The organism is Salinicola sp. V024 (assembly GCF_052645315.1).
The window spans coordinates 1-24846 of record NZ_JBQXYB010000003.1 but is presented as its reverse complement, the minus strand read 5'-3'; the positions used below and the strand labels follow the sequence as shown (position 1 = coordinate 24846).

Below are 24846 nucleotides of genomic sequence, written 5' to 3'. Positions count from 1 at the left end.
CCGAGGATTAGTGCGTCTTCAGCGGCGCCGACCATGCTTCGAGTTCGGCATCGCTCCAACTGCCGTAGCTGGCGTTGGGGAACACGATCCAGTCGTCGCCAAAGTGTGCGTCACTCTCGCTGACCAGCCTGTGCTGCTCGTCCAGACCGGCATGATGAAAGTCGCTGGAGAAGTCAGCCAGCGAGTCGCCCAATTGCAGAATGAGTTCGTGATCGCGCTGGATTGCGGCACGTCTGTCGCCCTTGGAGGGGCCCAGTAGCCGAACCTGAGCGTCGTTGATCTGGGGCAGGCGCAGTGACTGCAGCGTCTCGAGCGTTTTCGCTTTGTTCTCTTCGTAGCGGTCGGAGACGTAAAAAATCTTCACCCCTTGGGAATCGGCGTAATTTAGAAAAGCGCGCGCGCCAGGAATCAGTCGCGGGTGTCCCTCGCGCTCCCATACTTTCCAGGTATCCCAGCCGGTGAAGTCATGGCAGGCCTGCATGTCGCGAACGAGCAGCGCCGAGTTGTCGATCACCGTTTCGTCCAGGTCCGTCATGATGGCCAGGTTATCCGCATCGGGGTGGGCCGCGATCTTCTGCTGCAGTTTCGCCGTTGCCAGAGCGTAGCCTTGCCGCTGCAGCGCATCGATTTCGGCCGATTGCTGTTGATAGCGAAGTGCCATTGCATAGGCCTCGGGGGCGCAGGCGTCATCGTCGGATTCGGCGGCGTGGGCCGTCGATGCGATGCCCAGCGTCATGGCGCCTGTCAGCATCCAGGGCAGCAGGTTTTTCGTTGTGCTTTTCATGGAACCTCCTCCTTTTGTGGTCGTGGCCGGCAGTGGCCCGGACGCGTCCTAACCTAGAGACTTGCCCCTTCTCGATCAAATGCGACACCGTTCCCAAGAGCCTGCATTCTGCACCGATGATCGAACGTCGCGCGGTCGCTGCCACTGGCCCCGCCGTTAGTCCCGCCGCTTGTCGCTGTCCTCTTCCTCATCCGCTGACGTCTCATCGTCGTCGGGGGCATTCGGGTCCTGCGTCTCTTCATCGAGCCAGGAGCCGCAGAAGCGACAGTATTTGGCATCTTGCTCATGACCTTCACGGCCGCAGCCGGGGCAGGCTTCCTCGGAATAGCGCTCGCGCTGGATCGAACGGATCACTTCGGCGGAGAAGACCCCGGTGGGGACGGCGATGATCGAGTAGCCCAGCACCATCATGAAAGCAGAGATGAATTGCCCTAACGGCGTCACCGGGGCGATATCGCCGTAGCCGACTGTGGTCAGGGTGACGACCGCCCAGTACATCGCCCGCGGCATGCTGGTGAAACCCGCCTCCGGCGGCTCGATCATATAGATGACGGAGCCGAAGATCGTGATGATCAGCAGTATGGTGGTCAAAAACAGCAGGATCTTGCGCTGGCTGCGCTGCAGCGCTTCCACCAGCATGCGGCCTTCCCCGACGAACTCCATGAGCCGAAGCACACGAAAGACCCGCAGCACCCGCAAGACTCGCACCACCAGCAGCGATTGTGCGCCCGGTATGAAGAGAGCGAGCCAGGTGGGGAGGATCGCCAGCAGATCGAGAATGCCGTAGAAACTGCGCAGATAACGCAGCGGCCGGTCGAGACAGTAGAGCCTCAGGACCAGCTCCAGTGTGAAGATCAGCGTGAAGCCCCATTCCACCACATAGAAAATCTCGCCGTATCGCTTGTGTAGCCCTGGCACGCTGTCGAGGAAAACCGTCGCGACACTCACCAGAATCAGAGTGATCAGGGTGATGTCGAAGGCCTTGGCTAACGGGGTGTCGGATTCGAAGATGATCTGAAACAGCCGTTTGCGTAGCGATGAGCCGCCCGATTGCATCAATTGAGTTCCTGTCTTGGTGGCCGGCTACGCGATGAGACGCGTCCGATAATTCATTTACATGACGTTCAATTTCCTGGCGCGGGCGCCGATAATGCCAATAATACTTCGGGTTCGCCGAGGTTAGTCGACCGTCAGCCCGGGATGGGGCAGGGCTTAACGAGTCATTGCGAGTTTACAGTGTTACGCAAGAGCGTGACCTGACGCGAGGGTAGTCCTTCCATGATCGGGTTGATTCAACGCGTTCTCATTGATCATGTCGAGAGCCACTACGGTGAAGCGGCCGTGGATTGGATCGCGGCCCAAGCCGGTGTGTCGTCGCCGGGACGGCGTATCGATACGGATTACGACGATGCCGACACGCTCGCGTTCTTCGAGGCCGCCGGCGATTATCTCGAGCTCGACCATGAGGCGTTGATGACCCTGTATGCCGATCTGTTCATCAACTGGACGCGTCGACACTACCCCATGTTCTTCTCGATGGCCGATTCGGCGCAAGCTTTCCTCGGCCGACAGCCGGCCATTCATGCCTCTCTCGGCGCCGGTATTCGTGATCCCGACCTGCGTAGCCGGGTGAATGACAAGTTCCGGGTCGTGGACCAAAGCGAGGGCGCTCTGATTGTCGAGTATCGCTCGGCCAACGGGCTCTGTTCGCTCTATCGTGCGCTGTTCGCGCGCGTGCTCGAAGAGTACGCGCAGTCCGGCGAGCTCGCGGAGACTCGCTGTCGGCATCGCGGTGACGACTGCTGTCGCTTCGAAATGACGTTCGCGACCGGGCCGGAGTCACTGTCAGGGAGCGTGGCATGAGAGAGGCCTCCTCGACTGTGACGGATGACCGTGAACGTCGTCTGATCGCGCAGGTCGACTCCATCAGCAATCAGCTGTGTCAGGCGGTGGACGGCGGTTTCGAGTTCCATGTCCATACCGATAGTGACGAGATCGCACTGCAGAAACTGGCCCAGCTCAATAATTTCGTGCTCGATTCGGTACGGCGGACGATCCGGGATCTCCAGGCATCCCGGGACGAGCTCGAAATCCGCGTCGACGAACGCACCCAGCGACTCAATCTGGTGCTGACCGCCACCAACGACGGGGTGTGGGAATGGGATATCGACAGCGGCAACATCACCCTGTCCCAGCGCTGGTCGAGCATGCTGGGACTGCCACATGAGGGCGGCCAGCGCGGTCTCGATGATTGGCTATCGCGGATTCACGACGATGACCGCGCCGAGGTCCAGCGATCGCTCTACCAGCATCTCGATGGGCTGACGTCAGCAGTCAATGTGGAGTACCGCATTCGCGATGCCCGGGATGCCTGGCGCATGGTGGTGTGTCGAGGGCTGTGCCAGCGCAACGGCGATGGCGTAGCCATCCGCATGGCCGGCACCCAGACCGATACCACGGAACAGCGGCTCGTCGACCCGTTGACGCGGCTGCCCAACGGCGCCTATCTCGATCTCCTGCTGCAGGGCCGACTGGCGCGAATACCCCTCGCGGCGATGGCACTGGTCAAGTTTCAGCTGCTCAACGTGGCATCGCTGTTCGATGGTGTCGCGGTCGATATCGCCGTCGCCGCGCTGCGAGGCCTGGTACAGCGAATGCGCCGCCAGTTGCCCCCGAGGGTGGCGTTGATCGCGCTGCCGGAACACACCTTCGCGATGATTTTCGAAACCGATGCGGCAGACCGGTTGAACGACGCGCTGGAACCTCTCGAGGCGCTACTTGCACAGCCGGTGGAGATCGACGGTCAGCAGGTCTGGTTGTCGCATGTCAGCGGGATTGCGGCATTGAACCCGGCCGAGCCGGTGAGTGCCGACGAATGGCACCATCGATCGCGTCTGGCGCTGGCCAACGCGCGGCTGTCGGGTGTCGGCTCCCGGCGCTACTACAGTGAGCCGCTCCGCCATTGGGAGCGTCAGACGAGTCACGCGGAGCAGCTGATTCGTGGCGCGCTGGCGACCCGCGGTGTGCGTTGTTTCGTGCAGCCGATCGTCGACGCCTCGACGGGCGAGGTTCGCTGTTTCGAAGCGTTGATGCGCTTGCACGAGCCGAACGAAGGCATCGTCGCACCGGTCAGCTTCATCGAGGTCGCGGAACGCTCGGGATTGATCGCCCCGCTGTGGGAGATGCTGATGGAACAGGCGCTGCCGATGCTCAAGGACGGAGCCATCTGCGAGCGCTTCGGCGACAGCTTCTCGCTGAGCGTCAATCTTTCGACCCGGCAACTGATGGACCCCCATCTGCTCGACACCATGATCGCGATACTCTCGCGCCACGACGTTTCCCCCCGTCGGCTACAGATCGAAGTGACCGAGACTTCGGTGCTCAGCGACCCGGCCAGGGCGTTCCGTATCCTGGACCGGATCCGGGGGGCCGGCATCAGCGTGGCGCTGGACGATTTCGGCAGCGGTTACTCGTCGCTGGCGCAATTGACCTCGATGCCGATGGACACGGTCAAGATCGACCGCGAGCTGGTCATGAACGTCACCACGTTGCCGCGCAAGCGTCATGTGCTGTCGGCGGTGATCGCCCTGTGCCAACGCCTCGACTACCGCATCGTCGTGGAAGGCGTCGAAGAGCGCGAAACTCTGAACATCCTGTGTGACTGGGGGGTCACCGATATTCAGGGCTATCTCTATTCCCGTCCGTTACCGCTGGATCGGCTGGTCGCGGATTTCACGCCTCCCAGGCCTTGTCGCGTCAGGGGGGCGGGTCGTGCCGCCAGCGGCTCGTCGTTGCCGGCAGCTTGAATCCTATCCCGCCTTGGCGCCGCCTTGGCGCGACGTCAAACACCTTCATGTCTGAGAACCAGCCAGTCCTGCCCGCGCCAGGGAACGATGCCCTGACCCAGATCCGCCAGAATTCGTTCGGCCGCCTCGATGCGTTCGTCATGCTCCCGGTGCGGGGCACTCCGCCGCATTTTCCATTGCTGAATGAGCCGATCGCAACGGTCTCTGGCGCTGGCGAGCCAGGCGGGGTGCTGGCTGTCCTGCCAGTTGTCGATGGCGTCGATCAGGGCGTCCACCGAAACCGTCTCGATGACGATTGGCGCGGGCCAACCGCTGCCCAGGCAGCCGGCGCGGCTGGCCTTGCTGTGGTTGGCCGGACGCGCCGGTAGCGTCGGGGCGTCTGGTGCCGAGGGTTCGCACAGGCGCTGCGCCAGTGTCCACAGTTGCTCCGGACGACCGTGTTTGAGCTCGAGTTCGAGCTCGCAGATCGGCAGGCGGGCATCGCCGGCGTGAATGGAGCCCTGGTCCAGCGCAATTTCGATATCGCTGCCGTCGATCCGGTAACGCCATAGCCGGCGCTCGAAGTCGGTGGTGAAGACCGGGCGTAGCGTCTCCAGATCCAGGCCGGAAAGGGCGGGGTGGTCGAGTTCGCGAAGTCCGTTCAAATCGAGACCGGCGGCACTGCACGCGGCGTTGTCGATCGACCACTCCCACTCGCCGCGGCTCGACAGGCCCCCTTGGCTTTCGGCAGCGCTCTTCAAGGTCTGCAAACGCCGATCGCCTTGCCGGCGAACCCGCAATGCGACGCGACGCGACTGCAGAATTCCCTCGGCGGTGTCGTAATACTGATTTCCCAGCGTGACCGTTTGCGATGCCAGCGTCTTGAGTAGCGGGTGACCCATGAGTTGCGTGGGGCCCTGGGGCGACAGCGCCAGTTTGAGTTCGATTTCGTCGCTCATGCGTGCTCCGGCAGTGGCTGTCTGGTTTGAATGTAGGGCAGAAGTTGTCGCGACAGGACTTACCTCTGCCATGATGGATTCTGGCGTCATGGCGGCATAGGGTGATGTCTCGAATCGAAGACAGACAATGGACGCTCATGTGAATTTTTCATGACGCATACTGACGCAATCATTATACTGACGCCGCCACTTCCAACGCATCCAGGCCACGCTTTATGGTGAGTACCAACCCGTTCTCCGCGCTGTTCGGACGGTCGCCGTTCCAGCCGCTACTGGCTCATATCGTCAAGACCAGTGAATGTGCCGGCCAGCTGTTGCCGTTTTTCGATGCCGCGCTGGGTGGCGACTGGGACGAGGCGCGCAAACACCGCGAGACGATAACCCGCCTCGAGCACGAGGCGGACGAGCTCAAGACGCAGTTGCGTCTCAACCTGCCCAACACCATGTTCCTGCCGGTCTCGCGTTCCGACCTGCTGGAGCTGATCAGCGTTCAGGACAAGATCGCCAACAAGGCCCGCGACATCACCGGGATCATGCTGGGCCGCAACATGATCATTCCCGAGCCGCTGGCGGAGTCGATGCGCGATTATCTGCGTACCGCCGTGGAGACCGTCGACCAGGCGCGCAAGGCGCTCGAAGAGCTCGAGGATCTGCTCGAATCCGGCTTCGGTCGCAATGTCTCGGACGTCATGCACGAACTGATCAAGGAACTCCACGATCTCGAGCACAAGGCCGACGACCAGCAGATCGACATTCGTCGCCGGCTGTTCCAGCTCGAGTCGGAGCTGCCGCCGGTCGACGTTATCTTCCTCTATAAAATCATCGAATGGATCGGTGAACTGTCCGACCGCGCCGAGCGCGTGGGCAGCCGACTGCAAATACTGACGGCCCGCTGATTGCGGGTCTTCGCCATTCTACGCCTTCGTCACGCCACTCAAGCGAACAGAGCCTATGTCCATCATTGCGCAACACGGTGATGTCTTCATCATTCTCGCCTGTGTCTTCGGCTTTTTCATGGCATGGGGAGTTGGTGCCAACGATGTCGCCAACGCCATGGGAACCTCGGTCGGCTCCAAGGCGATCACCATCAAGCAGGCGATCATCATTGCGGTGATCTTCGAGTTTCTCGGCGCCTGGCTGGCCGGCGGGCAGGTCACCGAAACGATCCGCAAGGGCATCATCGATCCCGCGCTGCTCGAGAACGATCCGCAGATGCTGGTCTACGGCATGCTGGCGTCGCTGCTGGCGGCCGGTTCCTGGCTGATGATCGCCTCGTTCAAGGGCTGGCCGGTCTCCACCACGCACTCGATCGTCGGCGCCATTGTCGGCTTTGCGGTGGCGGGGCTGGGCGTCCAGTCGGTCAACTGGGGATCGGTCGGCACGATCGCGCTGAGCTGGATTACCTCGCCGCTGATCGCGGGCGTGTTCGCGTTCATGCTGTTCCGCTCCGTGCAGGTACTGATCTTCGACAGTCCCGATCCGTTCGCGGCCGCCAAGCGCTATGTGCCGGGCTACATCTTCCTGGTCGGCTTCATCGTCTCGATGGTGACGCTGGTCAAGGGGTTGTCCCACGTGGGCCTGCATCTGAGCTTCGGTGAAAGTCTGCTGCTGGCGGTGGCGTTCGGCGTGGTGATCATGATGTTCGGCCTGCTGCTGGAGAACCGGATCAACCGCGGTGATCGGCGGGCCCGCAGCAATTACGACTTCTCCAGCGTGGAGCGTATCTTCGGCGTGCTGATGATGTTCACCGCCTGTGCCATGGCCTTCGCCCACGGCTCGAACGACGTCGCCAACGCGGTCGGCCCGCTGGCGGCCGTGATCAGCGTGGTCGAGAACGGTGGCGGTGTTTCCGGCGCGGCGGCGATGCCGTGGTGGGTTTTGGTACTCGGCGGCGGCGGGATCGTGGTCGGTCTCGTCACCTACGGCCACAAGGTCATCGCCACCGTGGGTACCGGGATCACCGAACTGACGCCGAGCCGCGGTTTCGCCGCGACGCTCTCCGCCGCTTCCACCGTCGTGCTGGCTTCCGGCACCGGCCTGCCGATCTCGACCACGCATACGCTGGTCGGTGCCGTGCTCGGCGTGGGCCTGGCCCGCGGCATGGCCGCGCTCAATCTGCGCGTGCTCGGCTCGATCGTGCTGTCGTGGCTGATCACGCTGCCGGCGGGCGCGCTGCTCTCCATTGCCTTTTTCTTCATGTTCAAAGGCATGTTCGGCTAGATTCGCCGGATTCGACGCCGGCCCGAAACCGCCGGTGGCGGTCTACCGGCTTGAAGACGCTCTGGTATAGTTGAGGCGGACCCCATTCACGTCTTTGTCTCATAGCCGGAGCGTCAACCTCTTGGACTCGCGTTTCCCCTTCGTCGACTGGTTTCGTCACTCATCGCCCTACGTCAATGCCCACCGCGGCAAGACTTTCGTCATTCTGATCGAAGGCGAGGCGATGGCGTCGTCGCGACGAGGCCAGCTGCTGCAGGATCTGGCACTGCTGCACACGCTCGGTGTCCGGGTGGTGCTGGTCTACGGCATCCGGCCGCAGGTCGGCGCGGCGCTGGAGACCGAAGGCATTACGCCGCTGCGAGTCGGCGGACGCTGGGTTGCCGATCGCCCGATCATGGATCATGTCGAACGCATTGCCGCCATTCAGCGGCTCGAGCTCGAGGCGCAGCTGTCGCTGGGGTTGCCCAACACCCCGCTGCATGGCGTCGAACTGACGGCGGTTTCCGGCAATCTGGTAACGGCCAAGCCGTTGGGCGTCCGCGGCGGGGTGGATTTCGATCACAGTGGCGAAGTGCGTCGCGTGCGCAGCCAGGCCATCGAAAGCCTGCTCGCTGGCGGCAATCTGGTGATTCTGCCGCCGCTGGGCTATTCCCGCACCGGGGAGATCTTCGATCTCGACGCCTCGGAGATCGCCCAGCACGTGGCGGTCTCGCTCAGGGCGGATAAGCTGATTCTGCTGGGCGAGTCGGCGGGGCTACACGATGACAGCGGTCAACTGCAGCGTCAGCTGACGCCGGATGAGGCCGATACCCTGCGCGAACAGGCGGATCCGGGCAGCGAGCTTTTCCGGCACCTGGGCGCCGCCTGCGGCGCGGCCCGGCATGGCGTCGAACGTACCCATCTGCTCTCCTGGCGCGATCACGATGCACTGCTGGGCGAGCTGTTCACTCGCGATGGTGTCGGCACCATGATCACCCAGAATCGCTACGAACTCTTGAGACAGGCGGTCCTGGACGATGTCGGCGGCCTGCTGGCTCTGCTCGCACCGCTGGAGTCCAGCGGCATGCTGGTCGCTCGGACTCGCGAGCGGCTCGAGCACGAAATCGAGGATTACGTGGTGATCGATCGCGATGGCATGGCGATCGGCTGTGCGGCGCTGCACGGTTACGCCGAAGCGAAAATGGGCGAGCTGGCGTGTCTCGCCGTCCATGACGACTATCGCCGTGGCGCGCGAGGGGAGACGCTGCTAGCCGAAGTCGAGCGTCGCGCGCGTCGGCAGGGGCTCACGCAGCTGTTTGCCCTGACGACACACACCACGCACTGGTTCGTCGAGCGCGGCTTCTCCCTGACAACCCCGGAGGCGCTGCCCGACCTCAAACGCGGGACCTACAATCAGGCCCGCCGCTCCAAGGTGTTGCTGAAGTCGCTATAAGGAGACGCTGTGGGCGCCGCGATTCGGACTTGGGTGTCTCCAAATTGAGACTATTCAACTATCTGATTTTAATGAATTTATTGTTATTGGCCCCAAAAGCGTCTGTCTATGAAGACGTTTTTGGGGCCATTTCGCGTTTTCGCGGCGCCAACGCTTACCTTCGTCCTGTTTCTCACGTCGCCATTGATTTCAAGTATTTGATTATCATGAATTATTAAGGAATTGGCACGCGGATCGCTATAGTCTTTAGCGAGAGCGACGAGATGGCCTCTCCGGAAGTCATCTCGCCGAATCTTGTAGGGCTCCTAACTACCCTGTGCGGAGCCAGCAAGATTCGACAGCGTCTGCTCCACGCGATGTGTGACTTAGGTTGCGATGAGACGGGTGTGGCCCATCGGGCATGGAGATACACCATTCGGGCAAGGATGCCCCGGCAAGGATGCCGTCCCCCTCGCAAGAGGGGATCCATTGCGACCGGCCGCAGGATTTCCAGGATCGAGTATCCGGATTCCAGGCGACCGGTTCATAAACGAAGCGGGCGGTTCGCCGCCACAGTACTCGATAGCCCCTGAATGGCTGAGTCGGATACTGGCTTCGGGGCCTTCTGGCCCACGGGAGCGATCTCGAAATCGCTGATTCAGGCAGTGTTTCTAGGTCGTTTTCGACCCTTCAGTTCCCTGCGTACCTTGGGCCGGCTCTGCCGGCCCTCTTTTTTTGTCAGGCTTTTTTGTCGGGCGTTTTGAAATCCGATTCTCGACAACGCCACTTCCAGGCCCGATCGACTATCGACGCATCGTGGCTCGAATAGGCGTTCAACAATAATGTTATCCTTGCGGAACGATCCATGACCCCGATGGGCATCCTGCATAGAGCGATCTTCATGACCACCGAGCTCTCCCGACGTTGGCGTCCTCGCTCGCTACTTCAACTGGTACTGCTGGCCTTCGTCGTCGTGATGTTGCCGATCGCGGTACTGATGTTTCAGGCCGGTCAGGCGCTTTCTCAGCTATCGACGCTGGCCGATCAAAGTGCGCGCCAGGCTGTAGAGGAGACTCGCCGAGCGCGTATGCTGAGTTCGCTGGCGCTGCAGATGGAACGCAGCGCGCGCCAGTATGCCGTCATCGAAGAAGAGGGCCTGCGCGATATCTACGACCAGAAGGTCAAGCAGTTCGGCGCTCTGTTACAGCAACACGAGCCGCTGATGGGCAACAACCCCGACTTCCAGTCCCTCTCCGAACGCTTTCAACGCCTGCGCGTCCTTCCCCCGGCGCCGGTAAAAGATATGAGTGCCTTCCTGCAAGGGTTCTCCGGTTTCGCCACCGAGTCCGAAGCGGTGCGTGACGATACCAACGAGCTGATCGACGCGCGTATTGCCGATATTCGCCAGCAGGCCAACTCGGTCAAGACACGTCTGTGGATGCAGACCGCCGCACTCGTCTCCGCCAGCCTGATCCTGATGCTGTTCTTCACCTGGCTGATCACGCGGCCGATTCGCCAGCTCGAGCGGCGGATTTTCGGGCTGGGCAGCGGCGACCATAGCGATGTGCCGACGCGAATCCAGGGTCCGGCGGAACTGGTCCAGCTCGGCGATCGGCTATCGTGGCTGTCGGGCCGCCTGTCCGAACTCGAAGCGCAGAAGCAGCAGTTTCTGCGCCATATGTCGCATGAACTGAAGACACCGCTGGCCAGCGTTCGCGAAGGGACTGCCCTGCTCGGCGACGGCGTCGCCGGAGAGCTCAACGAGCGCCAGAGCGAAGTGGTGAGATTGATCGACGAGAACGGCCAGGAGCTGCAGACGCTGATCGAACAGCTGCTGGATTACAATCTGCTCCAGAACAGCCGGCGGATGAAGGTCACCCAGTTCGATATCGCAACGGTGATTCAGGAGGTGCTATCCAAGCATCGGCTGGCGCTGGACAACAAGGGCATGCAGGTCACGAGTCCGCATCATCCGGTGATGTGGCAGGCTGACCGCGAGCGGACGGCGAGAGTTCTGGATAACCTGATCTCGAACGCGATCGCCTATGGCAACGATGGCGGCCAGTTGATGATTCGCACCGCGCAGCAACGTGATGAGCTGATGCTGGACGTGGCCAACAGCGGCGATCCCATTGCCGAGGCCGATCGCGACCACCTGTTCGAAGCGTTCTATCAAGGCAGCGCGCGGCGCAAAGGGCCGTTGAAGGGCTCCGGTATCGGCCTTTCGGTCGCGGCCGACTGCGCCAAACTGCAGGATGGGCAACTGGCGCTGGTCGAGGATGCCGAACTGCCGGTCTGCTTTCGACTCACGTTGCCATGGGCGAATCGCCCGGCGCGCGTTTCGCAACAGGATAGAGCGCCACACGATGATAATGACGCCGCACCGGGCGAGCCGGCTCGGAGCGGTGAGGCAAGGAAGAAAACATGGTCAGTCAGATGAAAACCACGCTGTTATTGCTGGGAATGATGGCGCTGGCGGGTTGCCAGTCGCTCTCCAGCGAATCCATCCCTGCCGGCTGCGGCGACATTCCGAGCTACGCCGACAACGTCTGCCTGGTCGATTCCTGGGTAGCTTTCGGTCTACAGGCGCAACGCGGTGACGATGACTGGCGCCAACGGACGCTGGACAAGGTCGGGCAGCATCGCATGGACCAGAAGGCCGTCCGGGCACTGGTGCTCTCCTGGGATGGCCCCGGTGAGTGGCAACGCGCCGCGGACCTCTACAAGGCCTCGATCGACTCGGCGCCGACCCGGCTCCAGCCGCTGCTGCAGCAGTGGCTGAACGAACTGGAAGAGCGTCGCAAGCTCTACGCTCAGCGAAGCACGAGTACGAACGCGAGTCGGCAGGGTGGCCACAGCGATACGCAGGCACTGAAGCGCGAAAACGAGAAGCTGAAACAACAGCTCAAGGAGATGTCGGACAAGCTCGACGCCTTGACCGATATCGAGCGGACGATCAACGCGCGCGACTGATTTCTGGAACGTTCACGACTGATAGCTAAAACGTCCACAACCGATCTTCGAATGCCCGCAAACGTGCTTCGGAGTCGGTAACGCCGCGTGATCATCAATACTCACGAACAACCAAGCCAACCGTGCGATTCGAGGTCGATTGACCACATCGATACCGCGCGACCGCGTCACGGCGAGCGTGACACGCCCTTGCCGACAGACAGGGCGAAGCGGCGGCAGAGAGGTGCCTATGTCATTGAATATTCAGGATTCACCAGCTTCCAAAACCCGGGCGATCCGAACGCCAGCGATGGAGCCGGGCAGGAACAGCCATACCGCTCACATCCTGCTGGTCGACGACGATACCAGCCTGCTCAAGCTGCTGGGCATGCGTCTGGAAAGCCGCGGGTTCCGGGTGACGACGGCGGAAAGTGGCCGCGAAGCGCTGACCCACATCGAAGAGACGGCGCCGGACCTGGTGCTATCCGACCTGCGCATGGACGAGATGGACGGCCTGGCGCTTTTCCACGAGCTGCAGCGTCGCCTACCGGGGATGCCGGTGATCATTCTTACCGCGCATGGCTCGATTCCGGACGCCGTTAGTGCCACGCGCCAGGGCGTGTTCAGCTTTCTGACCAAACCGGTCGATCGCGACGAGCTGTTCGAGGCGATCGACGAGGCGCTCAAGCAGACCCCGACCGCGCGTGGCGAAGGCGGTGAAGCGTGGCGTTCGAAGATCATCACCCGCAGCCCGCAAATGGAGCGCATTCTCGAGCAGGCCTACATGGTCGCCGCCTCGGATGTCAGCGTGCTGCTGACCGGCCCCAGCGGTAGCGGCAAGGAGCTGCTGGCCAATGCCATGCATCAGGCCAGCCCGCGCGCCGACAAGCCCTTCGTCGCCATCAACTGCGGCGCGCTGCCGGAGCAACTGCTGGAAAGCGAACTGTTCGGCCACGCTCGCGGCGCCTTCACCGGCGCGGTCACTCAGCACGACGGGCTGTTTCTGGCCGCCGACGGCGGCACGCTGTTCCTCGACGAGATCGGCGACATGCCGCTGCCGCTGCAGGTCAAGCTGCTGCGCGTATTGCAGGAGCGCCAGGTTCGCCCATTGGGCAGCACCAAGTCGTTTCCCATCGACGTGCGGATCATTTCCGCCACCCATCGCGATCTCGATCGTGCCATGCACGAAGGCGATTTCCGCGAGGATCTCTACTACCGCCTCAACGTGGTCAACCTCAAACTGCCGCCGCTGCGCGATCGCGCCGAGGACATCCCGCTGCTGGCCAAGCACATGGTGGCGCAGGTCTCGGCGCGGCATAAACCGTTCGTCAAAGGGTTCTCGCCGGAAGCGCTCAATCTGCTCGCCTCCAGCGGCTGGCCGGGCAACGTGCGTCAGCTCGTCAACGTGGTCGAACAGTGCGTCGCCCTGACCAGCACACCGATGATTCCCGAAGCGCTGGTCTCTCAGGCGCTGGTCGCCGAGGAGAACGCGCTGCCCTCGTTCAGCGAAGCGCGGGCCGGTTTCGAACGCAGCTATCTGATCAAGGTGCTCAAGATCACCGAAGGCAACGTCACCCAGGCGGCGCGTATCGCCGGGCGTAACCGCACCGACTTCTACAAGCTGCTGTCGCGTCATGATCTCGATCCCGGCACCTTCAAGCCGAACGCGATGCCGGATCCGGCAGGCTGATCGTTCCGCTCGAGCAAAGGATTGGGGAAGTGGGAATGAAGAGAGCCACCGTCGAAGACTTCCGGCGGTGGCTTTCTGGGCACTACTGATTCATCCGATGTCGTGTCGTCGGCGTTTATGACGCCCATCTCGTTTTGGAACGTCTTGCCTGACTGGTGATGTGTCGACCGAGACGCTCGATCAGTGTCTGCTCGGTGCCTTGGCGGGCGATAAGCGCCAGTCGGTTGCTGACTCGCTCGACGGCATCTGGCATGGCATCTGCCAGCGTAAGACCTTGTTGGCGAAAATAGCGCGGCTGTAGCTGAAGTTCTCCGGCGCAGGCGTCCAGCTGTTGGCGGCCAATCTGGCCCGGTCGATTCTCGCCACCGAGACTGAATGCAAACCGCCGGGCCAGACCGGAATAGAGATTCGTGCTCATCAGGTCGTAAAACGGTGCCAGACGGGGGCCTTCGGCCGTAAAGAGCACGGAAAGATTCTTGGCGTGACTATCGTGGTTGCCGATCAACAGATTAAAGAAGATCCAGCGAATGAAGCGCTGATGGTCGGCCAAGGGCGCATCGGCTCGCTTCAGCAGCTCTCGACAACCCGCGAGGCCGGGCCCGCCGTCGCTCTCATATTTAACGGTTGATCGGACCCCGGCGAGCTGGCAGAAATCCAGCTGATGCAGGCGGCGCAGCTCGTCTCGGCTGCCATCCCATATCCGGTCGTAGCGGGTGACGAGACAAGCCTGCGTTTCCGGTTGATAGGCAGCCTCGGCGGCCCCCAACCCCAGTTCTTTGGCTAGCAACTGACAAAACGTTTCGTTTAGCGCCGAGGCCCAGACGCTATCGAACGTGCGGATGTCCGGCTTGAGGATATGACTGGAAGGGGACGAGCCCTCGGGTAGATAGGGGATACCCTCTTTCACCATCAACAGGCGTTTATTCTGGGCGCCGGCCAGTGATAGACGCGCGTCTGTCCCTTCGAAGATGCTCAGTGTGGGCTCTCCATTGGCAAGGCTGCGAGCCAATTCGTCCCAGGTGATCTGCCGATATCGGACTGCTTCCGGTCGCACCCCTGATGGCTGCAGAGAGAAGCCGCTGGCGGTATCGCCACCCACGGCATCCAGCAGCCCGAAGAGCGTGGTAGCGTGCCTTTGCTGCTCCAGAAATTCGCGTAGTCGACCTTCCGGCAATAGATTTTCGAAGAACGACTCGACGGCAGTGCCCGCGTGCATCGGGACCTCGGCTGGCAACCCTGGCGCCAATGACAGGCCACCGTCGTCGATCCAGCTCTGGGCATAGCAAAACCGTAGCGGTTGCTCGTCAAAGAGAGTGCCGACTTGCGACTCTGCCGCGTAGAGATCCAGCGATCGCATGCTCATTCGGCGCTACCTTTGCGTCGAATGGACACTTCCAGCCCCATCAGATCGAGGACATCGAGCACCTTCTGCATCTGAAGGGTCGGCTTGCCTTTCTCCAGGTCGACGACAAACCGGTTACCCGTACCCGCTAACCCCGCCAAGTCGGCTTGGAGCAGCTTCTGTTCCCGGCGCAATTGTTGAACGATCTCACCGATTGCTTCGGTCGAGCGAACGGTTTGGGGTAGCGAAGGGGATTCTTCCGTTCGAGCCATTGTAGCCTCCCGAAATTACCGGACGGTAATAATAGCGTTACTCAGACAATCATACGCCAAGAGATTACCGAGCGGTAATTTTTCGCGAAATTTGGCGGTTAAACGCCGGTTTATTCCCGAGCGGTAATTTTCCGATTCTGGCCTGCTTCAGCGCTTCAAGCGGCGCTTCACTTCCAGCTTCAGGCGGCCTTCGCCGAGGCGGGCGGTCAGTGTCTGACCGGGCTGGGTCTGGCTGGCGGCGCGGACGACCTGGCCACTGTCGTCCTGCAGGATCGAGTAGCCGCGGCCCAGCACGGCCAGCGGGCTGACGGCGTTGAGCTCACGGGCGATTCCCTGCAGGTTTTGGCGCTCCTGATGCAGGCGGCGACGCTGAGCGGTGTCGAGCCGCTGGCGGAGCTGATCGATCCGTTGCCGCGACTGGCGCAGCGTGCGGCTCGGGTCGTGGAGCGCGAAGCGTCGGGTGGCGGCGTCGAGCCGTTGCCGATCCCGCTGCAAGCGTTGGTGCATCGCCAGCTGCAGGCGGCGATCCAGCCCCGCCAGATGCTGACGTTGCTGGGCGAGGCGTTCCCCGGGATGGCGCAGCCGGGCGCGTAGATGATCGAGGCGCTGGGATTCGGCATTGACGCGCCCTTGCCAGGCGCGGATCAGGCGCTGGCGCTGCTGATTCAGCGTCGCTTCGAGATCGCGGCGATCAGGCACCAGCCGCTCGGCGGCGGCGGAAGGCGTCGGGGCGCGCACGTCGGCGGCGAATTCGGCCAGGGTCACGTCGACTTCATGGCCGATGGCGGCCATCACCGGCAGCTTCGAGTGGTAGATTGCCCGCACCAGATGCTCGTCGTTGAACGCCCACAGGTCTTCCAGACTGCCGCCGCCGCGGGTGATCAGAATCGCATCAAACGGATCGATCGCCGGGCGCTCGGCATCCTGTTGTGCTGATTCATAACGTGCCTGACGATTAATTAAGGCCAGCGCGCGGATCAGCGCCGGCGGCGCGTCCCGGCCCTGAACGACGGATGGAAAAACGCTGACGCGAATCATCGGCCAGCGCGCCTGCAGCACCGCGAGTACATCGCGAATCGCCGCGCCGGTGTTCGAGGTGATCAGTGCCAGATGGCGAGGTGGGTAGGGCAGTGGCCGGACGTTGGCGAACATGCCCTCTGCCTCCAGCTTGCGCTTGAGGCGTTCATAGGCCGCCATCAGCTCGCCTTCGCCGCTGGGCTGCACGGCATCGACGATCAATTGATAATCGCCGCGCGGTTCGAAGATCGACACCCGTCCGCGAACCTTGATCCGATCGCCATCCTTCAGCGGTGTGCGCGACAGGCTCGCCCGATTGCGGAAGAACGCACACTTGAGCTGGGCCTTGGCGTCTTTCAGGCTGAAGTAGATATGCCCGGAAGCGGGCCGCGCCAGCCCCGAAATCTCGCCCTCGACCCAGCAGTCGCCGAAGCCGCGCTCCAGCATCTGACGGGCCTGGCGGTTGAGATCGCTGACGGAGATCGCCTGTGGCGACGGTGAGGTGAACGCAGGCATGGGCTGACCCGGACGGAAACGGTTATGAATGGTCGAAAGCCTAACACGAAGCCGGCGGCCCTAGTGCTGGTGAGAAACGGCGCTGGTGAGAAACGGTGCTGGTGAGAAACGTCGCTGGTCAGAAACGGCGCTAGTCGAATACAGCGCCGATCGAACCCCGAACCCCTGCTTGCCATTGAGAGGCAACGGCCAAACGACTATAATGCGCGATTAACTTTTCGCGGCCCCGGTCCATGCTCCATGCCGGTCCACACTGCAAGGACCGTCTCCAAGGACACTCGCGGTGCCGCAGGCTGTCACAGGCTCCCCACCACCTGCCAATTGGGTTTCCGACCATGCTACGTATAGCGCAAGAAGCTCTTACGTTCGACGACGTATTACTCGTACCCCGCTACTCGGATGTCCTGCCCAGAGACGTCGACCTCAAATCCCGCCTGACCCGCAATCTGACCCTGAACATTCCGCTGCTCTCTTCGGCCATGGATACCGTGACCGAAGCGCGTCTGGCGATTGCCATGGCGCAGGAAGGCGGTATCGGCATCATCCACAAGAGCATGTCGATCACCCAGCAGGCCGCCGAGGTCCGCAAGGTCAAGAAGCACGAGAGCGTTATCGTCAAGGACCCGGTCACCGTGGGCCCCAACGCCAAGCTGCAGGATCTGCTGGAGATGGCCAAGGAGTACGGCTATTCCGGCTTTCCGGTGGTCGAGGGCGAGACCCTGGTCGGGCTCGTCACTGGGCGCGACATGCGCTTCCAGCCGGATTACAGCGACAGCGTCGAAGCGATCATGACCCCGCGTGAAAAGCTGGTCACCGTGCCGGAAGGCACCGGGCTTGACGTGATCAAGACCAAGCTGCAGGAAAACCGCATCGAGAAGATCCTGGTCGTCGACAAGGACTTCCACCTGCGCGGCCTGGTCACCGTGCGTGACATCGAAAAAGCCCGCACCTACCCGATGGCCGCGAAAGACGCCGATGGCCGCCTGCTGGTTGGCGCCGCCGTCGGCACCGGCCCGGAAACCCCGGATCGCATCGCCGCGCTGGTCGAAGCCGGCGTCGACGTGCTGGTCGTCGATACCGCCCACGGCCACTCCAAGGGTGTCATCGACCGCGTTCGCTGGGTCAAGGAACACTACCCGGAGCTGCAGGTGATCGGCGGTAACATCGCCACCGGCGACGCCGCCGTCGCCCTGGCTGAAGCCGGCGCTGACGCGGTCAAGGTCGGTATCGGCCCCGGCTCCATCTGCACCACCCGCGTCGTCACCGGCGTTGGCGTGCTGCAGATCACCGCCGTCGCCAACGTTGCCGAAGCGCTCAAGCCGTTCGACATCCCGCTGATCGCCGATGGTGGCGTGCGCTACTCCGGGGATATCGCCAAGGCGATCGTCGCCGGCGCCAGCACCGTCATGCTCGGCAGCATGCTCGCCGGTACCGAAGAGTCACCGGGCGAAGTCGAACTGTTTCAGGGCCGGACCTACAAGGCCTATCGCGGCATGGGCTCCATGGGCGCGATGTCCCAGACTCAGGGCTCCTCGGATCGCTACTTCCAGAGCAAGGACGAAGGCGTCGAGAAGCTGGTGCCGGAAGGGATCGAAGGTCGCGTGCCCTACAAGGGCCAGATGAGCGCCATCGTTCACCAGATGATGGGCGGCCTGCGCGCCTCCATGGGCTACACCGGTTGCCACAACATCGATGAGATGCGCACCCAGCCGGAATTCGTCAAGATTACCGGCGCGGGCATTACCGAATCCCATGTGCATGACGTACAGATTACCAAGGAAGCGCCAAACTACCGCGGCGCCTGATCGTTCGTGATTCAGGAAACCATCTGCGCTCGCTCAGGCTTTGTTGAACGGCGGCTCGATATGCTCATTTACCAACACGTAAACTCCGCTATCTCGCCGCCGTTCGCCTCTCCTGAGCATCGCTCGAAAGGTTTCTTCCCATGGTTGAGTTCATCTTCCATTGGCTCGACCATCGAATCAGTTTCCAGCCATTTCCGGCTTTGTCAGCGGCGCCTAACAGCGCCGCTGCTCGTTTAAGACTCATTTCCAGGGCTCATCCGATGACCGACATCCATTCGCACAAGATCCTGATCCTCGACTTCGGCTCCCAGTACACGCAGCTGATCGCCCGTCGCGTGCGCGAGATCGGCGTCTATTCCGAGATCCGCGCCTTCGATATCACCGAAGAAGAGATCCGCGAATACAACCCCAACGGCATCATCCTCTCCGGTGGGCCGGAATCGGTCTCCGAGCTGGGTTCTCCGCGAGCCCCTGAGTGTGTGTTCGAGATGGGCCTGCCGATCTTCGGCATCTGCTACGGCATGCAGACCATGGCCGAACAGCTGGGTGGCGCCACTGAAGGCTCCAACAAGCGCGAGTTCGGCTACGCCCAGATCAGCGTCGCGGCGGAAGACGACCTGCTCGGCGGGATCATGGACCATGTCGGCCACGACGGCGGAGCGCTCCTGGACGTGTGGATGAGCCACGGCGACAAGGTCGCCCGCGCCCCGGCGGAATTCACCGTCACCGCCTCCACGCCGAGCTGCCCGATCGCCGCCATGACCTGGCCGGAAAAGCGCTTCTACGGCGTGCAGTTCCACCCGGAAGTGACCCACACCCTGCAGGGCCAGCGCATTCTCGAGCGCTTCGTGCTGGATATCTGCAAGGCCGAACGCCTGTGGACCCCGGCGCAGATCATCGAAGACCTGACCGAGCGCGTTCGCGAACAGGTCGGCGACCGCCACGTGCTGCTCGGCCTTTCCGGCGGGGTGGACTCCTCCGTGGTCGCCGCGCTGCTGCACAAGGCGATCGGCACGCAGCTCACCTGTGTCTTCGTCGACAACGGCCTGCTGCGCAAGCAGGAGGGCGACCAGGTGATGGAAACCTTCGGCCAGCACATGGGCGTCAAGGTGATCCGCGTCGATGCGGAAGACGAATTCCTGGGCAAGCTGAAAGGGGAGAACGACCCCGAAGCCAAGCGCAAGATCATCGGCAACACCTTCATCGACGTGTTCGACCGTGAAGCCGCCAAGATCGACGGTGTCGAATTCCTCGCCCAGGGCACCATCTACCCGGACGTGATCGAATCCGCCGCCAGCAAGACCGGCAAGGCCCACGTGATCAAGTCGCACCACAACGTCGGCGGCCTGCCCGAGACCATGAAGCTCAAGCTGGTCGAGCCGCTGCGCGAACTGTTCAAGGACGAAGTGCGCAAGCTCGGCCTCGAACTCGGCCTGCCGTACGACATGGTCTACCGTCACCCGTTCCCGGGGCCGGGCCTCGGCGTGCGCATTCTGGGTGAGGTGAAGAAGGAATACGCCGACATCCTGCGTGAAGCCGACGCCATCTTCATCGAAGAGCTGCACAACTTCGACTGGTACCACAAGACCAGCCAGGCGTTTGCCGTGTTCCTGCCGGTCAAGTCCGTCGGTGTCGTCGGCGATGGCCGCCGCTACGAATGGGTCATCGCCATCCGCGCCGTCGAAACCATCGACTTCATGACTGCACGCTGGGCGCACCTGCCGTATGAGTTGCTTGAAAAGGTCTCCAACCGCATCATCAACGAGATCAGCGGCGTATCGCGCGTGACGTATGACGTTAGTAGTAAGCCGCCCGCGACGATTGAGTGGGAATGAGTTGGTTGCCGATTGACTGAATGAAAAGGCCCGCCAATTGGCGGGCTTTTTGTTGAATATCACGATCTACAATGATAGAACAGAAGAAAAATTTATGCGTTTCAATTATACAGGTTGTGACAGTGCCAAAATCATCATTGTTAAAATTTAAAAATAATACCGTTAACTCAAGATTTCAGCCGTTTTTTAGTTTAAGTAAATCTAGGAGAGATCTAAGGTATGAAGATTATGCGTCTGCCATAGCTTGGATTTTTTCTGCTAAAAAAAAGGGTGAACTTGTCTTTAAACATTGGGTTGTTGCTCAGCGCCCAATGAAACTTTCCTATCTTAGGAAGCTTCCGGAGTTAGACAAGATAACTCCAGAAGGAGAGTTTCGGTGGTGTTGTGAGGTATTATTAAAGCACTCTAAAGATTTGAATAAGTTTGTCGCCATTAAGGACCAGGTTGAAGATAGAATTAAAGATAACGACCCCAAAAAAGCTTGCGATTTATTGGATGAGATAGAGAAAGAGTTTGGTTTTTCTCTCTGGGTAATAGAGGTAAGGCTTGCCATATACCAATACTTTTACGGGTTGGAGAAGCAAAAAGAATACCTTGAAAGAATTAAAAACGAGGCAAGTCCTGTAATTAAATGGCTGTCATCTAGTTTAAGTAGAAGAAACGAAGATGCTAGCACATTTTACAGGTACATGACAAAAACTATTGAGGTGCTTACGGATAGTGACTTGCCTGTCGGGCTGAAAAAATCTCTTATCTATAAAACTACTGGAGTTTTTCCTGATAATATTGACGATTTATCTGAGATGCTCCGTTACGAATCGGCATCGTCCTTTATAGATCAATATACAGTCTTGTTAAGTGTTCTATCAATACTAGTTTCAAGCGCCGAGAATAAAAAGCTCATCAATAAATGTCTTTCAAGACTAGGGTCAGAAATTAATGACAGAAGCATTAACAGGATTGTATTCTTAAATGGTGGTGACGTTAACTCAAATGAAGTGTGGGAAAGCGTCGAAGACGGCAAGTCTTACCCAAATGTTTTTATTGATGAGAGTTGCTTAGATACCCTCGCACCTCAGTTCTTATCGACAGTTGCAGAGTCTTGTATTCGAAATAACTTTCTTCCATTAAAAAAAGAAGGGGTGGTGGATGAATTGTTCCACTGCTTGCTAGATATTTATTACGGCGGCAGTTTCTCTAATCATGCCTTAAGTAAGGGCATGAAGTTATGCTTGAACTTTAGCGCTTTTAATTTTGCGCAAGTGTTAGCTGTAGATTTTTTGGCAGAAATATCTTCAAGCCCCGTTTTGAGCGAAATTCGTTTCAGTAGTAGGTTTATCGCGTCTCCATTACTTGATCCATTATATGTGACTTATTTACCAGAGAGCCAGAAAGACAAACTTCTCGAACACTCGAGGAGCCTTTATGGACAATCGTATGTTGTTAAAATGGCTGAATATATGATTGGATTTTACAATAATCTGGGAGACGTGTTTGAGGGAGTGGATGAGGAATTTCGTATTTGGTTGGATGCAGAAAAAGCATATTCAAGGAAAGAGTTTTCAAAAGTATTAGAATTTTCCAAAGAAGAGTTGAAGATAAGTTCTCCTAGATTGAAAAGAGTATTTATAAGACTTGTAGCCAATGCAATAGATCAGGCTGGAGATATTTCGGATTTAAATTATTTTATCGCTAATAAAGCCGTGGCTTATCCTTCTGTAATTAATATGCTTCCTCTCGTAAAATGCGCTAAACAATTGGATAAAAGTACCCGAAAAGAATTAGCAGCCGATATTTCCACACCTATTGCATTGCATTTGTACTCGGTGGCATACGATGATGAATACGATAAAGTACTTTCGTACGCCTACGAAGATTTTCTTACCGTTAATAATATTACAAAGCCATCCGAAATACTAAAAATTGCAGATGGATACGATTCAGCTCTTGTGATTTATTATCTGAAATATATTTGCGTTCCTCAGATAATGAAAGTCTCGACTGAGTTTAATGGTACGTCAGAACTCGAAAATGAAAGGATGGCGGTTTGCTCAATATTACTGCAATTGGACCCTGGCGACGCAGAAATATATGAGTCAGAAATTAAAGAAATAACCAAAACGCAGGTGATCCGTAAAGGGGTTAGACATGTCGAGCAAAGCAAAATATCTATTGATGTTCCATCCATAAAAAAGTGGGCCGATAAAAATCTACAAGAAAATTTCTATCGTTATCAAGCTTTAGTAAGTTCAGGATTTAATCCAGCAGCGGGATTCGAAGAGGCACTCTATGAATCAATAGCTTCAGGTAAACCTTTGTCGGGAGATATTTTTGACGTGCCCCAAGATGAAGCCGGAACTTTACTAAAAGGGTTAATACACGATCTTCTAACAGAATGTACGGTTAGCCCAGTTCATGGTTTAGACTGCTACTTAAGTATGAGGGTTCGTCATGGTGCTCTATCCGGCCAGCTTCGAGGCCCCGTGGAGCTGGAAAAAATAATTACTCAGAAGTTGGATGAAGAGGGTAGATATGCATCTAACGAATACTGGTCGAATAAATATGAAGATCTTGGTGAGCAGTTGATTAAGCATCTCGATGATTGCTTAGTCAGGTTCAGTTATGAGTACGATGAACTTATAGATTTTACTGCGAATCAGTTAGTCCAAATTAAGTCGTTTGCAAAACCGGAGGGTTTGTTCGAAATCAAAATCACACGCCGTGATTTGATGTTCATTGCATCAACAGTTAACGATAAATCGTCATTTAGCGACTTTGTTGACCGATGTATAGACTTGTTCTGGCAGTGCGTGGATTTTTGCTTGTCAGAAGTTAGAAGAGTGATTGAAGTTGAATTAAAATCCAAGTTAAATAAAATATTCTACGAATTGCAAGACAGTGTCGATAGTGTTGTGGATAGCGGTAGTGCTGCGGAATTTAATCGTGCCCTGAGAACAGCTCAAACAAACTCTCTACAAGCGCTAACTCAAATTGTAGAATGGTTTAAACTTCCTGCACCCAAAAGTGAACCTAATTTTTCTCTCGAAGATTTGATTGATGTTGGACTGCAGTGCGTACAAAGACCTCATAAAGACTTTTATCCAGAAGTACGGAAGCGGTTGCCTGATTTACCTGTTTTTGTTGGTGCGTTGAATATCTTTTCCGATATTTTTTACATTATCTTCGATAATATAAAAAAATATTCAAACAACGGCGGTAAAGTGCAGGTGGATGTGGTGGCTGAGAGGGTGGCCGGAAATAAACTTCAGATAAGTGTGGTTAGCGAAGCGAGTGAAATAATGCGCAGTGCTGATTCAATAGCTAAAGTAGAAAAGATAAGGCGTCTTATAGATAGCGATAAGATCTATGATTCAGTCAAGTCGGAAGGTGGAACTGGATTGATCAAATTGAAAAAAATAATAGGGTCTAATAACAGTCTTGATTTTGGTTATGTAGGGTGCAATTCATTCAAGGTGGAGTTTTCATTGTCGATGCATGAGTTTAGCGCATGAAAATTTTAATAGTTGAAGATGATGAAAATAAGAGAATTCAGCTTTCTAATTATCTGGATGAAGTTGTTCCTGATGCATTTTTACTTATTGAACGCTCTTTGCAAAGCGGAGTAAGGAGAATAAGGAGGGAGCAGTTTGATTTAGTGATATTAGATATGACTTTGCCAACTTTTGATCCGAGTTCAGATGAACCAGGTGACGATACTGTGATTTTCGGAGGTAAAGATTTTCTGAGTCAAATGGACAGGTTTGATATCATTGCACCGGTTATAGTTTTTACTCAATTTGAGGTTTTTGGACGCGGATTGAATGAAGTTGATCTGAAGGATTTGGATCAAGAGTTAAAGAAAGGGTTTCCCGAAATCTATCATTCAGTGGTTTACTATCACGCTTCTATTGACAGCTGGAAGACTAGTTTGAAAGCGGCGCTGGTAGGTACGAACTGCATAAGAGCTAACAATGATTAATTTGCTAGTGGTTGAAGATGGACAAGAAAAACTTAAGCGTATACTTAACGGATTAAAGGAGGGCGGTCTCAATGACCAAGCGCAACACGTGACCCATCAGGTACGGTGTTGCCATGAACCACTGCTATCGCCATCTTTCTGCTGAAGACCGGGCCGCCATCATGATGATGCGAGCCACGCATTCGATCCGGGCCATTGCCACTCACCTGGGTCGTGCGCCGAGCACCGTGTCGCGTGAAATTGCTCGCCATACGGTTGACCCTATCAAGGGCTACGATG

19 protein-coding genes are annotated in these 24846 nt (G+C 58.2%); 13 read left to right on the top strand and 6 right to left on the bottom strand.

Features of this window, described 5'->3' with window-relative positions:
• Nucleotides 1-7: 7 nt before the first annotated feature.
• Both ACUN9V_RS06025 and ACUN9V_RS06020 read right to left on the bottom strand, forming a co-directional pair.
• Nucleotides 8-784 (bottom strand): 5'-nucleotidase, lipoprotein e(P4) family, encoded by a 777-nt coding sequence (locus tag ACUN9V_RS06025; protein ID WP_439285923.1) that lies wholly within the window; start codon nucleotides 782-784, stop codon nucleotides 8-10.
• A 156-nt stretch (nucleotides 785-940) separates the two neighbouring features.
• Nucleotides 941-1840, bottom strand: a complete 900-nt coding sequence (locus tag ACUN9V_RS06020; protein WP_075562446.1) for an ion transporter — start codon at nucleotides 1838-1840, stop codon at nucleotides 941-943.
• A 222-nt stretch (nucleotides 1841-2062) separates the two neighbouring features.
• Between ACUN9V_RS06020 and ACUN9V_RS06015 the strand changes: the two genes are divergently transcribed.
• Both ACUN9V_RS06015 and ACUN9V_RS06010 read left to right on the top strand, forming a co-directional pair.
• A complete protein-coding gene (locus ACUN9V_RS06015) occupies nucleotides 2063-2647 on the top strand; it encodes a heme NO-binding domain-containing protein (protein ID WP_075562447.1) in 585 nt (194 codons plus the stop codon).
• Nucleotides 2644-4590 (top strand): EAL domain-containing protein, encoded by a 1947-nt coding sequence (locus tag ACUN9V_RS06010; protein WP_445510726.1) that lies wholly within the window; start codon nucleotides 2644-2646, stop codon nucleotides 4588-4590. The genes ACUN9V_RS06015 and ACUN9V_RS06010 overlap by 4 nt, the downstream gene beginning before the upstream one ends.
• Nucleotides 4591-4625: 35 nt before the next feature.
• Here the strand turns inward: ACUN9V_RS06010 and ACUN9V_RS06005 are convergent, their stop codons facing one another.
• Nucleotides 4626-5528 carry a CYTH domain-containing protein gene (locus ACUN9V_RS06005; RefSeq protein WP_445510725.1) on the bottom strand — a complete coding sequence of 301 codons (903 nt, stop codon included), beginning with the start codon at nucleotides 5526-5528 and terminating at the stop codon, nucleotides 4626-4628.
• A 215-nt stretch (nucleotides 5529-5743) separates the two neighbouring features.
• Here ACUN9V_RS06005 and ACUN9V_RS06000 point away from each other — a divergent pair, with 215 nt between their 5' ends.
• From ACUN9V_RS06000 to glrR, 6 genes are all read left to right on the top strand, one after another.
• Entirely contained in the window at nucleotides 5744-6424 is a 681-nt protein-coding gene (locus ACUN9V_RS06000) for a TIGR00153 family protein (protein ID WP_445510724.1), read from the top strand.
• A gap of 55 nt (nucleotides 6425-6479) precedes the next feature.
• A complete protein-coding gene (locus ACUN9V_RS05995; RefSeq protein WP_075562451.1) occupies nucleotides 6480-7748 on the top strand; it encodes an inorganic phosphate transporter in 1269 nt (422 codons plus the stop codon).
• 121 nt (nucleotides 7749-7869) lie between these two features.
• Nucleotides 7870-9180 carry an amino-acid N-acetyltransferase gene (gene argA / locus ACUN9V_RS05990; RefSeq protein WP_110692561.1) on the top strand — a complete coding sequence of 437 codons (1311 nt, stop codon included), beginning with the start codon at nucleotides 7870-7872 and terminating at the stop codon, nucleotides 9178-9180.
• Between the two features lie 844 nt (nucleotides 9181-10024).
• Complete coding sequence (locus tag ACUN9V_RS05985; RefSeq protein ID WP_445510723.1) at nucleotides 10025-11599, top strand: ATP-binding protein; 1575 nt, start codon at nucleotides 10025-10027, stop codon at nucleotides 11597-11599.
• Nucleotides 11584-12132, top strand: a complete 549-nt coding sequence (locus ACUN9V_RS05980) for a hypothetical protein (RefSeq protein ID WP_445510722.1) — start codon at nucleotides 11584-11586, stop codon at nucleotides 12130-12132. The genes ACUN9V_RS05985 and ACUN9V_RS05980 overlap by 16 nt, the downstream gene beginning before the upstream one ends.
• Before the next feature lie 289 nt (nucleotides 12133-12421).
• Nucleotides 12422-13801: a two-component system response regulator GlrR gene (gene glrR / locus ACUN9V_RS05975; RefSeq protein WP_075562454.1), complete on the top strand. Its 1380-nt coding sequence runs from the start codon at nucleotides 12422-12424 to the stop codon at nucleotides 13799-13801.
• Between the two features lie 115 nt (nucleotides 13802-13916).
• Here the strand turns inward: glrR and ACUN9V_RS05970 are convergent, their stop codons facing one another.
• From ACUN9V_RS05970 to xseA, 3 genes are all read right to left on the bottom strand, one after another.
• Complete coding sequence (locus ACUN9V_RS05970; RefSeq protein WP_445510721.1) at nucleotides 13917-15164, bottom strand: type II toxin-antitoxin system HipA family toxin; 1248 nt, start codon at nucleotides 15162-15164, stop codon at nucleotides 13917-13919.
• The gene (locus ACUN9V_RS05965) at nucleotides 15161-15415 is read right to left on the bottom strand and encodes a type II toxin-antitoxin system Y4mF family antitoxin (RefSeq protein ID WP_075562456.1); all 255 of its coding nucleotides are present in this window, start codon (nucleotides 15413-15415) and stop codon (nucleotides 15161-15163) included. Before ACUN9V_RS05965 ends, ACUN9V_RS05970 begins: the two co-directional genes overlap by 4 nt.
• A 147-nt stretch (nucleotides 15416-15562) precedes the next feature.
• Complete coding sequence (gene xseA, locus ACUN9V_RS05960) at nucleotides 15563-16948, bottom strand: exodeoxyribonuclease VII large subunit (RefSeq protein ID WP_445510720.1); 1386 nt, start codon at nucleotides 16946-16948, stop codon at nucleotides 15563-15565.
• Nucleotides 16949-17283: 335 nt separating this feature from the next.
• On the opposite strand from xseA, the gene guaB reads away from it, so the two are divergent.
• The 5 genes from guaB to ACUN9V_RS05935 all read left to right on the top strand — a co-directional run.
• Complete coding sequence (guaB, locus tag ACUN9V_RS05955) at nucleotides 17284-18753, top strand: IMP dehydrogenase (protein WP_445510719.1); 1470 nt, start codon at nucleotides 17284-17286, stop codon at nucleotides 18751-18753.
• A gap of 260 nt (nucleotides 18754-19013) precedes the next feature.
• Entirely contained in the window at nucleotides 19014-20588 is a 1575-nt protein-coding gene (guaA, locus tag ACUN9V_RS05950; RefSeq protein ID WP_445510718.1) for a glutamine-hydrolyzing GMP synthase, read from the top strand.
• 71 nt (nucleotides 20589-20659) lie between these two features.
• Nucleotides 20660-24100 carry a hypothetical protein gene (locus ACUN9V_RS05945; RefSeq protein ID WP_445510717.1) on the top strand — a complete coding sequence of 1147 codons (3441 nt, stop codon included), beginning with the start codon at nucleotides 20660-20662 and terminating at the stop codon, nucleotides 24098-24100.
• Complete coding sequence (locus tag ACUN9V_RS05940) at nucleotides 24097-24567, top strand: hypothetical protein (RefSeq protein ID WP_445510716.1); 471 nt, start codon at nucleotides 24097-24099, stop codon at nucleotides 24565-24567. Before ACUN9V_RS05945 ends, ACUN9V_RS05940 begins: the two co-directional genes overlap by 4 nt.
• Before the next feature lie 113 nt (nucleotides 24568-24680).
• On the top strand, nucleotides 24681-24846 hold a 166-nt coding region (locus tag ACUN9V_RS05935), incomplete at its 3' end, for a helix-turn-helix domain-containing protein (RefSeq protein ID WP_445510969.1).

What these genes read in the sequence shown, in the direction of transcription:
- glrR (WP_075562454.1), top strand. Translation starts at nt 12,422, where the DNA reads ATGGAGCCGGGCAGGAACAGCCATACCGCTCACATCCTGCTGGTCGAC.
- ACUN9V_RS05970 (WP_445510721.1), bottom strand. Translation starts at nt 15,164, where the DNA reads ATGAGCATGCGATCGCTGGATCTCTACGCGGCAGAGTCGCAAGTCGGC.
- guaB (WP_445510719.1), top strand. Translation starts at nt 17,284, where the DNA reads ATGCTACGTATAGCGCAAGAAGCTCTTACGTTCGACGACGTATTACTC.
- ACUN9V_RS06005 (WP_445510725.1), bottom strand. Translation starts at nt 5,528, where the DNA reads ATGAGCGACGAAATCGAACTCAAACTGGCGCTGTCGCCCCAGGGCCCC.
- ACUN9V_RS05980 (WP_445510722.1), top strand. Translation starts at nt 11,584, where the DNA reads ATGGTCAGTCAGATGAAAACCACGCTGTTATTGCTGGGAATGATGGCG.
- ACUN9V_RS05945 (WP_445510717.1), top strand. Translation starts at nt 20,660, where the DNA reads ATGATAGAACAGAAGAAAAATTTATGCGTTTCAATTATACAGGTTGTG.
- ACUN9V_RS06020 (WP_075562446.1), bottom strand. Translation starts at nt 1,840, where the DNA reads ATGCAATCGGGCGGCTCATCGCTACGCAAACGGCTGTTTCAGATCATC.
- ACUN9V_RS06015 (WP_075562447.1), top strand. Translation starts at nt 2,063, where the DNA reads ATGATCGGGTTGATTCAACGCGTTCTCATTGATCATGTCGAGAGCCAC.
- guaA (WP_445510718.1), top strand. Translation starts at nt 19,014, where the DNA reads ATGACCGACATCCATTCGCACAAGATCCTGATCCTCGACTTCGGCTCC.
- ACUN9V_RS05965 (WP_075562456.1), bottom strand. Translation starts at nt 15,415, where the DNA reads ATGGCTCGAACGGAAGAATCCCCTTCGCTACCCCAAACCGTTCGCTCG.
- ACUN9V_RS06010 (WP_445510726.1), top strand. Translation starts at nt 2,644, where the DNA reads ATGAGAGAGGCCTCCTCGACTGTGACGGATGACCGTGAACGTCGTCTG.
- ACUN9V_RS05940 (WP_445510716.1), top strand. Translation starts at nt 24,097, where the DNA reads ATGAAAATTTTAATAGTTGAAGATGATGAAAATAAGAGAATTCAGCTT.
- ACUN9V_RS06025 (WP_439285923.1), bottom strand. Translation starts at nt 784, where the DNA reads ATGAAAAGCACAACGAAAAACCTGCTGCCCTGGATGCTGACAGGCGCC.
- ACUN9V_RS05985 (WP_445510723.1), top strand. Translation starts at nt 10,025, where the DNA reads ATGACCCCGATGGGCATCCTGCATAGAGCGATCTTCATGACCACCGAG.
- ACUN9V_RS05995 (WP_075562451.1), top strand. Translation starts at nt 6,480, where the DNA reads ATGTCCATCATTGCGCAACACGGTGATGTCTTCATCATTCTCGCCTGT.
- xseA (WP_445510720.1), bottom strand. Translation starts at nt 16,948, where the DNA reads ATGCCTGCGTTCACCTCACCGTCGCCACAGGCGATCTCCGTCAGCGAT.
- ACUN9V_RS06000 (WP_445510724.1), top strand. Translation starts at nt 5,744, where the DNA reads ATGGTGAGTACCAACCCGTTCTCCGCGCTGTTCGGACGGTCGCCGTTC.